Below are 9,760 nucleotides of genomic sequence, written 5' to 3' on the forward strand. Positions count from 1 at the left end.
GCTGCTTCCGACCGCAGACCTTGGGTCCGCACTCCTGCTCTCCGTCCCGTCCTATGACGTCAACCTGTTCCTGGGCGGCGTCGGGCAGGCGCTCGGTGGCGATCCCATGGGCCTCGTCAATGCGTTCGGTGATCCGCTCGCGGCTGACATCGGACTGACCGTTGTCGCGGGTGGCATCGAATTCTTCGTATTGGACAATGCGGTCACGACGATCATCAGCGGCACACCACATCCGGGCCTCATGTGATCGACGCCTAGGGTTCGAGCACCACCTTGCCGAGCACACCGCCGTCGGCAAGGCTCTGCAACGCGGCCTGGCCCTCCGACAACGGATAGCGTTGCGGCGGGGGGGGTCTGAGCCCCAGGAACACCAATTGGCTTAGCCCCCATGAGAACAAGGCCGCCGATCCGGGAACCTTGTTGAGGTACTCGCCCCACGCGACGCCGACCACGCTCACGTTGCGCAGCAACAGCCGGTTGACCTTGACGGTGGGAATACCGCCCGCGGCGAAGCCAATCACCACCAGCTTGCCGTCGATCGCCAGGACGCGGATGGCGTCGTCGAAAGCCGGCCCGCCGATGGGATCGACGACGATGTCCACGCCCCGGCCCTTGGTGTACTCCCGCACTCGGTCAGCCCAACCGTCGGACAACGGGAACACCGGGTCGGCGCCCAACGCCGCGACGTAGTCGATGGCGGCCTCGCGGTGCACGACGCCGATCACCTTCTTGGCGCCCATGGCCTGTGCGACCTGAATCGCCGCCGTACCCACGCCGCCGGCCGCACCCAGCACCAGCACCGTGTCGCCCGGGCGCATGGCGGCGCGGCGGGCCAACGCGAAATACATGGTGTTGTAGTTCACCAGCAGCGAAACCGCTTCGGCGTCATCGAGTTCCGCGGGGCTGCGCATCACGTTCGGTACGGGAACGGCTACCTGTTCGGCGTAGCCGCCTAGGAAGCCGAACGCCGAAACGCGTTCTCCCACAAGGAAACCCGACCCCCGCGGCGCAGAAAGCACCACGCCCGCGGCCTCCATGCCGGGAACGAACGGCGGAGGCAACCTCAGTTGGTACTCGCCCTTGGTCAGCAGCAGGTCCGGAAAGCAGACTCCGGCGGCGCGCACGTCGATGACGACGTTGTCGCCGTCGTCGTGGACGTCATCGACGTCGGTGTACACCATGCCGTCCGGGCCGGACAGCTTCTGTACCACACAGGCTTTCATGGCTTTCTACAGGTTTTAAAGCGAGAATCCGGCCTTCTTCGCTTCCGAGAGGTCGGTGATCTCGGCCCAGTGCTCGGCGACGTCCTGCACAGACGGCGGCGTGTCGAAGTTCACGCCATCGTTCTGGAACAGCGCGACGTGCTGCACCTTGCCCCCGCCAACGATGAAAACCGATCCATTGTCCGAGGATTCCTCGGTGCACAGGTACGCGACCAGCGGCGCGACGAAATCCGGCGTCAGCTTCTCGAACACCTCCGGCGGCAAAATGTCCTGGGTCATCCTGGTCGCCGCGATGGGGGCGATCGCGTTCGCGTGGATGTTGTACTTCGCGCCCTCGTGCGCCAGGGTGTTGATCAATCCGACGAGGCCGAGCTTGGCCGCGCTGTAGTTGCTCTGCCCGAAGTTGCCGAACAATCCGCTGGTCGAGGTGGCGACGACGACCCGGCCGTAACTCTGCTCCCGGAAATGGGGCCACGCGGCGCGGATGATGTTGTACCCGCCGTAGAGGTGCACCTTCAGCACCGCGTCCCAGTTCTCGAACGTCATCTTGTGGAACGTGCCGTCGCGCAGGATCCCGGCATTGCTCACCACGCCGTGCACGGCCCCGAACTCGTCGAGTGCGGTCTTGATGATATTGGCGGCACCGTCCTCGGTCGCGACGCTGTCGTAGTTGGCGGCCGCACGGCCCCCGGCGTCCTTGATCTCCTCGACCACCGCGTCGGCCATGTTGTGGCCTGCGCCGGTGCCGTCACGCGCGCCGCCGAGGTCGTTCACGATTACGCTGGCGCCCTCGCGGGCCAGGGTAAGGGCGTATTCGCGGCCCAGTCCCCCACCGGCTCCGGTGACGACGATGACACGATCCTGCACTCCGGGCATCAGGTTCCTTTCTCCGGTTAAGCGATTGGCCTACAACGGAATTGGTTATTGCGGGTCAGAACAGCTTGCGAGCGATCTTGAAAGCCATGTCGGTGTACGGCGGGTAGATGAAGCTGGACAAGTCGGGACGCGTCGGCTTGGTCAGCACCGCCTTGCGGTGGCTGAATTCCTCGAAACCGTACCTGCCGTGGTAGGCGCCCATGCCCGACGCGCCGACACCACCGAACGGCAACTTGGCCGTCGAGACCTGGAAGGCCAGATGGTTGACCAGCATGCCGCCGGCCGGGACCTCCTTGATCACCCGCTCCCGGGTTTCACGCGCCTTGGTGAACAGGTACGCGGACAGCGGCTTGGGTCGCGAGTTGACGAAACGTATTGCCTCGTCGAGGGATTGGACTGTGATCACCGGGAGGACCGGCCCGAAGATCTCGTTCTGCATCAGCGGGCCGTTCGGGTCGGGATCGACGACGACGGTCGGTTGGATTCGCAGCGTCGCCGGGTCGGACTCGCCGCCGACGGTCATCTTGCCATCGTCGCCGGAAAGGTAACTGGTGATTCGGTCGAACTGCCGCTGATTGACAATGCGTATGCCCTGCTGCTCCTTCGACCGGAACTTCGTGATGGCGGCGCCGAGCTTGTCGACGAGTTCGTCGCGGATCGACGCGTCCGCCAGCACGTAGTCCGGGGCCACGCACGTCTGTCCGCCGTTGAGCAGCTTGATCCAGGCGATCCGCTTGGCGGCGACGTCGATGTCGGCGTCGGCGGCCACAATCACCGGGCTCTTACCGCCGAGCTCGAGCGTGCACGGCGTCAAGTGCGGTGCCGCGCCTTCGTATACCTTGCGTCCGATCTCGGTGCCGCCGGTGAACATCACGCGGTCCAGTCCCTGCGCGATCAGCTCCTGACTCACCGCGCCATCGCCCTCGACCACCGCGATCGCATCGTTGTCCAGGTAGCGGGGCACCAACTCCGCCATCAGGTGCGACGACGCCGCCGCGATCTCCGAGGGCTTGAGCACCACCGCGTTTCCGGCGGCGATCGCCCCGACCGCCGGGCCCAGCGTCAGGTAGAACGGGTAATTCCAGGCGCCGATGATCAGCACCGTGCCGTACGGCTCGTACTCCACCCATCCGCGACCGGGCAACTGCGGTAATTCGAGAAGTTGGTATCTGCGTCGGGTCCACCGGCGCACCCGCTTCGCGGCGTACTTTGCCTCGGCCACAGTGGTCGCAATGTCGGCGATGTACGCCTCGACGCGGTTGCGGTCCAGATCGTCGAGCAGCGCGGCGGCGATCGCGTCCTCGTTCTCTTCGATCAGCTTTGCCAGCTGCAGCAATTGCCGCTTGCGCCATTCGATGTCGCGGGTGCGTCCGGTGGCGAAGGTCTTGCGAAGCCGTGCCACCGTAGCGGGGATGTCCACCGGTTTGGCTTCGAATTTCGAGGGGGTCCCGTTCGTGGATTCCGATGTCTTCGGCGCGACGGATTCGGTGGTCATCGTTGTCCTTCCCGAGCAGACCCGAGCAGAGTTGGCCGCGTGGCGGGCGCCCACTCAATCGGTGATAACCGCGATCCTAACCATCCGGTTGGGAGCGCATCGCCGGCGTGCCGGATTTGGCGCACGGCTGGGCCGGCCTCAGAGAACGGCTCGCGCACGCCGAACTAGTCGCTGCTTACGCGGCGGGGCCGCGAGTCGTGAATGGTGCGGGGCGCTACAACCGCTCCGCGATCACGAAATCGGAGAATGCGTCCTGGCCGTCGGCCATCACCACGCCGTCCACCCAGCGCCCCATCCGGCGCATCTCGTCGGTGGAACGTTGCGCGCGGGCGCGCCAACCGTGGTTGTTGAGCCAGTCCGCGACGTCGGCCCGATGTTCGTCGCGATACATCAGCTCCCCGACGTCGACCGTCTCCTCCAGGCCGAGCTCGTCGGCCACCTTCCTGAACCGCTCGCGCATCTGCTGGCGCCGCTCCTCGGCGTGTGCCGGTGCGGTCTCCGCCGAGACCCGGCTACCGGCCGGGCTCAGCTGGCTGATCAACGTGAACAGCCTGTCCTGAGCCTCGGCGGGCAGGTACATCAACAGCCCCTCGGCCAGCCATGCGGTCCGCGCCGACGGGTCGAAGCCGGCGCCGCGCAACGCGGCCGGCCAGTCCTGACGCAAATCGACTGCCACCGCGCGCCGATCGGCCGACGGGACGACGCCGTGCTCGGCCAGTGTCGTGGCTTTGTATTCGAGCACCCGGGGCTGATCGATCTCGTACACCGTGGTGCCGGCCGGCCAGTCCAGCCGGTAGGCGCGCGAATCCAGCCCCGACGCCAAGATCACCACCTGGCGGATTCCGGCGGCGACGGCGTCGGCGAAGTAGGTGTCGAAGAAGTTGGTCCGCACGGCCTGGTAGCTGCGCATGTGCTCGAGTTGGGCCGCGGATTCGGCGTCGAGGGCTTCGACCTTGGCCGCGACGTCCGGGTCGAGCATGGCCTCCCACAAGACGCCGGCGCCGGCATTGGTGACCAGAAGCTTGGCGTACGGGTCGCGAATCAGCGCGTCGGGCCGCTCTGTTTCCACAGCGCGGGCGGCAGCCACCATCACCGCGGTGCTGCCGACGCTGGTCCTGATGTCCCAGGTGTCGTCGTGGGTGCGCATAGAACTCATCGCGTCGCTCCTTATGTCATGCTCGGTCAGTTGGACGACCCGTCGATGCTCGCCCGCAGCAGCGTGCTGCGGACGGCCTCGTCGGCCAGGTCTGCGGGCACCGGACGGCCCAATCGGGCCATCTCGTCGCGGTTGTTCACGGCACGCACCTGCCAGCCGTGGTCGGCGAGCCACTGGGCGGCATCCGAGCGGTCGGGCTCGTGGTAGGTCAACGCCTGGACATTGACGTCGAGGCCGAGGCGCTCGCGCATCCGGCGCCAGCGCTGGATGTTGCCGTTCGAGTTGAGACCGAAAGCCTCGACGGCGATGTGGCTGCCCGGCGCGCTGAGGCCGGTGACCATCTCGAAGAGCCGGTCCTGCGCTTCGCTGGGCAGGTACGGCAGCAGGCCCTCGGCGAGCCACGCGGTCGGTTGGCCGCGGTCGAAGCCGGCGGCCTTCAGTGCCGCGGGCCAGTCGTCGCGCAGGTCCACCGGAACGGCGCGCCGCCGGGCGCGCGGCACAGCGCCATGCGATTCCAGGATTCGGGTCTTGTATTCCAGCACCTTCGGCTGGTCGATTTCGTATACCGCGGTGCCCGCCGGCCACCGCAGGCGGTAGGCGCGTGAGTCCAGGCCGGCGGCCAGGATCACGACTTGGCGGATTCCGCCGGCGACGGTGTCGCCGAAGTACTCGTCGAAGAAGTGGGTGCGCACCGCCTGGTAGTCGACGCCGAGCCGATGCACCCGTCGGCCGTGCTCGTCACCATCGAGCCAGGCCAGCTCGGGGTCCGTCAGCCGGGCCCAAGCCGGCCCGGCGGGGGACACCAACGTCCGCGCGAACTCGTCGCGGATCAGCGGTTCGGGACCCGCCGTTTCCACGGCGCGCGCAGCGGCAACGCCGAGCGCGGTGGCGCCGACGAGTTCGGTGATGGTCCAGCTGTCGCCGGCGGCCCGTAGTGAAGGCGGTAACGAGGCGTCCACATCAGTCATGTCGGCACCATGCTACCGAATAAGTTAGTTAGCCTATGCGCTTTGTGCGCCATCTCACGTGGACCGCCAGAGGCCGCCTTCCAAGAGCTGTCGCAGCATGTCGGAGATGGCCAGCATCTCTTCGTAGGTCCGGACGTAGCCCGCGTAGAAGCCCACGCCGCACAGCACGACCAACAGGGTCTCGACCAAGGCGGAAGCATCGGTATCGGCGGCGATCTCACCGCGTTCCAGGGCGTCGTTGACGACGCGCATGAGAAATTGCCGGCTAATTGGCACGACATCGTTTTCGGTCATGCTGAGTTCGGGATGTCGCTGCGATTCCAGCACATTTGTTACCAAAAACGCTGCCGCTGAAGGATTTACGGAATCCGCCTGCACGGCGATGGAGATGAACGCGGTCAGCCGGCCCATCAGGGTGGTTTCGCGTTCAGCGCGTTCGATGCTGGCCGTGATGACGAGTTTGTTGGTTTCATTCACCACTTCCCGATACAGCACCCGCTTGCTGGAGAAGTAGTGGTTGATCGCCGGTCTGGTGAGGTCGGCGCGTACGGCGATCGCCTGGAAAGTCGCTCCGTCATAGCCACGTTCGCTGAACACCTGGCGAGCGGCGCGCACGATGCGCTTGCGCGTATCGTCCGATTTCGCCGCGGGCGGACGGCCCGGCCGGCGACTCGCCACTGGCGACACCGTTAAAGTGTGCCACCGCCGCGATGTGGCATTAACGCGTTCGGCGGGATGCTGCCGAATTTCCCCGCTTGATAGTCCTGCAAAGCCTCGACCAATTCCGCCCGGGTATTCATCACGAAGGGCCCGTAATGGAACACCGGCTCGCGTATCGGCTGGCCGCCCAACAGCAGCACATCCGCTGCCCCCACGGGTGCAGTCCGCGACGAGTCCTGTTTCTGCCGGGCACCGATCGTGATCCGATCGCCCGGTCCGAGCACGGCCAACTGACCCGAACGGATCGGGTGTGCGACCGGACCGACGTAGCCGCTCCCGGACAGGACGTAAACCAACGCGTTGAAATCTCGCCGCCATGGAACGCTGAGCCGGGCGCCGTTTTCGATCGTCGCGTGCGCCAGGGTGATCGGCGTGTGGGTGATGCCCGGCCCGCTGTGGCCGCCGACCTCGCCCGCGATGATGCGGACCAGCGCCCCGCCGTCCTCGGACGCGACCAGCTTGACGTCGCCGCCTTCGATGGCCTGATACCGGGGAGTGGCGAATTTGTCGCTCCTCGGCAGGTTGACCCACAACTGGATCCCGTGGAAGACGCCACCGCTTTCGACGAGTTCCGCAGGCGGAGTCTCGATGTGCAGGACGCCCGAACCGGCCGTCATCCACTGCGTGGCGCCGTCTGTGATCACTCCGCCGCCACCATGGGAATCCTGGTGAGCGAGCTTCCCGTCGATCATGTAGGTGACCGTCTCGAAGCCGCGGTGCGGATGCCAGTCGGTGCCCCTGGGTTCGCCCGGCTGGTATTCCACCTCACCCATCTGGTCCATGTGCACGAACGGGTCCAGCGCAGCGGTGCTGACGCCCGCGAAGGCGCGGACCACGGGGAACCCCTCACCCTCGTACCCGCGGGGACCGGCGGTGATCGACCGGACGGGCCGTTCGGTATCGCTCAAGCCCGCGGGGCGCAGCCGCGGCAACTCAAGCGTGTCCGCCGTCACAGCAGGCATATCGACCTCCTCGGTTCTTGTCATCCCTATAACCGGACCGCAGTCCGATTATTCCGGGTTGTCATAGGATGACGGGGTGCATGAGGCGGGGGAAGGCGACGGAGAGCACGAACCCCAGCCCGTCCCGGCACCAGTCGCCGCCGCGGGCGGACGCTTCGGTGCGTCCATCAGGAAGTCGGGCTACCTGCAGAAGTGGTTGCTGCTCGGTATCACGATCGGCGCCATCTCCGGCCTGGGCGCCGTCGTCTTCTATTTCGCGCTGAAATACACCGGCGAGTTTCTGCTGGGCTATCTGGGGGGCTATCACATGCCGACGCCCGTCGGCGAGGGCGGCAGCCGCGGGTCTCAGGGCTTTCAGCGCCCGTGGGCGCTTCCGTTGGTGACCACCGGCGGCGCGTTGCTGTCGGCTTTCATCGTGGCAAAGCTGGCCCCCGAGGCGACCGGCCACGGCACCGACGAAGCCATCCAAGCAGTGCACGGTGATCCCCGCGCCATCCGGTTCCGTGCCGTCCTGGTGAAGCTGGTGGCCAGCGCGCTGACCATCGGCTCGGGCGGTTCGGCGGGGCGCGAGGGGCCGACCGCGCAAATCTCGGCCGGCTTCTCGTCTTTGCTGACCCGACGGCTGAACCTGTCCGACGAGGACGGCCGGATCGCAGTGGCGCTGGGAATCGGTGCGGGCATCGGCGCGATCTTCGCCGCGCCGCTGGGCGGGGCGGTGCTGGCGGCCTCGCTCCCCTACCGCGACGATTTCGACTATCGCTGCCTGCTTCCCGGATTCATCACCTCGGGGACGGCATACGCGGTGCTCGGGGCATTCCTGGGTTTTGATCCGCTGTTCGGCTACATCGACGCCGAGTATCGCTTCGAGAAGCCCGGGCCGCTGGTGTGGTTCCTGGTGATCGGCGTCGTTTCCGCAGCAATCGGCTATCTGTACGCCCGCACCTTCCACAGCTCGGTGCGGCTGGTGCGCCGGCTGCCCGGCGGTCGGGTGCTCAAGCCGGCGTTGGGAGGACTGCTCGTCGGACTGCTCGGGCTGCTGATGCCGCAGATCCTCAGCAGCGGCTACGGCTGGGCGCAGCTGGCGTCCAATCGGGGGTCGCTGCTGGGCATCCCGCTATGGATCGTCGTCGCCCTGCCGGTCGCCAAGATCCTCGCGACGTCGCTGTCGATCGGCACCGGCGGATCCGGCGGGCTGTTCGGACCCGGAATCGTCATCGGCGCTTTCGTGGGAGCCGCGATCTGGCGCCTGGGTGAACTGTGCGGCCTGCCGGGCGTGCCGCACGAGCCTGGAATTTTTGTGGTGGTCGGGATGATGGCGTGCTTCGGCAGTGTCGCCCGCGCGCCGCTGGCGATCATGATCATGGTCGCGGAGATGACCGGCTCGTTCTCGGTGGTGCCCGGTGCCATCCTCGCCGTAGGGATTGCGGCATTGCTGATGTCGCGCACCAACGTCACCATTTACGAGGCGCAGCGCCTCGATCGGGAAACGGCCGCGGCCGAGCGGGTGCGCCGGATCTCGGACGATCAGTCAGGAGACGACAGCGGTTAGGAACTGCTGCGCACGCTGCTCGCGGCCTCGGTCTCGGTGGCCGAGCCCTCGTGGGCGAGCTTCCCCCCGGCGTTCTCGAGATGCGCCCGCACGAACCATTGGAATTTCTCCAGCGCCCCGGCCTGATCGATCAGCAGATCCTGGGTGACCGGGTCAAGCTCCTCGGTCTCCTCGATGTATTTGCGGATGTCTTCGATGACGCCCGTGTAGACGAGGTCCAACGCCGCCAGATGCGACTGGACGCAGTCGCGGCCGACCGAGTAGTCATCCCACGTGCGATCCCGGATGATCGCTCCCGGGGTGCCCTGCGGCGAACCGCCGAGGGCCGCGATGCGCTCAGCAACGTCGTCCGCGAAACCGCGGACCGCTTCCACCTGGGGATCGATCATCTCGTGCACGCCAATGAAGTTCGGGCCCACCACGTTCCAGTGAACGTGCTTCAGCGTGAGATGAAGATCGTTGTAGGTGCTCAGTTGCTTTTGCAGCAATTCGGTCAGCCGCACCGCCTGTTTGTCGGTGATTCCCGGAATGGTGAACTGCGTCATCGATTCTCCTGGTTCGCACACGGTCAACGTCCACGACGGGGTACCCGGTGGCCGTTGCTGAAAACTTGGGCCGTGCGCGTGGCATGTCACAACCGGCTGATCCGCTGCACCGGCAACCGCGCGCCCCGACGCGGTTCGTACGCCAGGCCGCTGGCCTCGAGCAGCCGAACCACCCGGTGGCGGTGCGGGCGCATCGGCTCCAGCAGCTCGAGCATTCCCGCGTCATCCACCGTGTGGCCCAACAGTGTCCAACCGATCATTTTCGG

Annotated in this window: 9 protein-coding genes and 2 pseudogenes; 2 read left to right on the forward strand and 9 right to left on the reverse strand. The window is 66.4% G+C overall.

Annotated features, from left to right (window positions below; all coding sequences use genetic code 11):
• Positions 1–247 (forward strand): annotated as a pseudogene (locus JO059_RS02265) (PE family protein); the annotation flags it as partial.
• Between the two features lie 7 nt (positions 248–254).
• Here JO059_RS02265 and JO059_RS02270 read toward each other — a convergent pair.
• The 7 genes from JO059_RS02270 to JO059_RS02300 all read right to left on the reverse strand — a co-directional run bounded on the left by JO059_RS02270 (position 255) and on the right by JO059_RS02300 (position 7,400).
• A complete protein-coding gene (locus JO059_RS02270; RefSeq protein WP_293314456.1) occupies positions 255–1,223 on the reverse strand; it encodes an NADPH:quinone oxidoreductase family protein in 969 nt (322 codons plus the stop codon).
• Between the two features lie 15 nt (positions 1,224–1,238).
• Positions 1,239–2,099, reverse strand: coding sequence for an SDR family oxidoreductase (locus JO059_RS02275; protein ID WP_293314458.1), 861 nt, complete (start codon positions 2,097–2,099; stop codon positions 1,239–1,241).
• 55 nt (positions 2,100–2,154) lie between these two features.
• Positions 2,155–3,594 (reverse strand): aldehyde dehydrogenase family protein, encoded by a 1,440-nt coding sequence (locus tag JO059_RS02280; protein ID WP_293314460.1) that lies wholly within the window; start codon positions 3,592–3,594, stop codon positions 2,155–2,157.
• Between the two features lie 214 nt (positions 3,595–3,808).
• Positions 3,809–4,741, reverse strand: coding sequence for a class I SAM-dependent methyltransferase (locus JO059_RS02285; protein WP_293314469.1), 933 nt, complete (start codon positions 4,739–4,741; stop codon positions 3,809–3,811).
• A gap of 35 nt (positions 4,742–4,776) precedes the next feature.
• Entirely contained in the window at positions 4,777–5,718 is a 942-nt protein-coding gene (locus JO059_RS02290) for a class I SAM-dependent methyltransferase (RefSeq protein ID WP_293314462.1), read from the reverse strand.
• A 54-nt stretch (positions 5,719–5,772) separates the two neighbouring features.
• Positions 5,773–6,405, reverse strand: coding sequence for a TetR/AcrR family transcriptional regulator (locus JO059_RS02295; RefSeq protein WP_293314463.1), 633 nt, complete (start codon positions 6,403–6,405; stop codon positions 5,773–5,775).
• Positions 6,406–6,407: 2 nt separating this feature from the next.
• Positions 6,408–7,400, reverse strand: coding sequence for a pirin family protein (locus JO059_RS02300; protein ID WP_293314465.1), 993 nt, complete (start codon positions 7,398–7,400; stop codon positions 6,408–6,410).
• 166 nt (positions 7,401–7,566) lie between these two features.
• Between JO059_RS02300 and JO059_RS02305 the strand changes: the two genes are divergently transcribed.
• A complete protein-coding gene (locus JO059_RS02305) occupies positions 7,567–8,949 on the forward strand; it encodes a chloride channel protein (protein WP_293314470.1) in 1,383 nt (460 codons plus the stop codon).
• Here the strand turns inward: JO059_RS02305 and JO059_RS02310 are convergent.
• Both JO059_RS02310 and JO059_RS02315 read right to left on the reverse strand, forming a co-directional pair.
• Entirely contained in the window at positions 8,946–9,494 is a 549-nt protein-coding gene (locus JO059_RS02310; protein WP_293314467.1) for a DNA starvation/stationary phase protection protein, read from the reverse strand. The two genes, JO059_RS02305 and JO059_RS02310, sit on opposite strands and share 4 nt — an antisense overlap.
• Before the next feature lie 86 nt (positions 9,495–9,580).
• Positions 9,581–9,760: pseudogene (locus JO059_RS02315) on the reverse strand (DNA-3-methyladenine glycosylase 2 family protein); the annotation flags it as partial.

The organism is Mycobacterium sp., from assembly GCF_019247615.1.
GTDB lineage: Bacteria > Actinomycetota > Actinomycetes > Mycobacteriales > Mycobacteriaceae > Mycobacterium.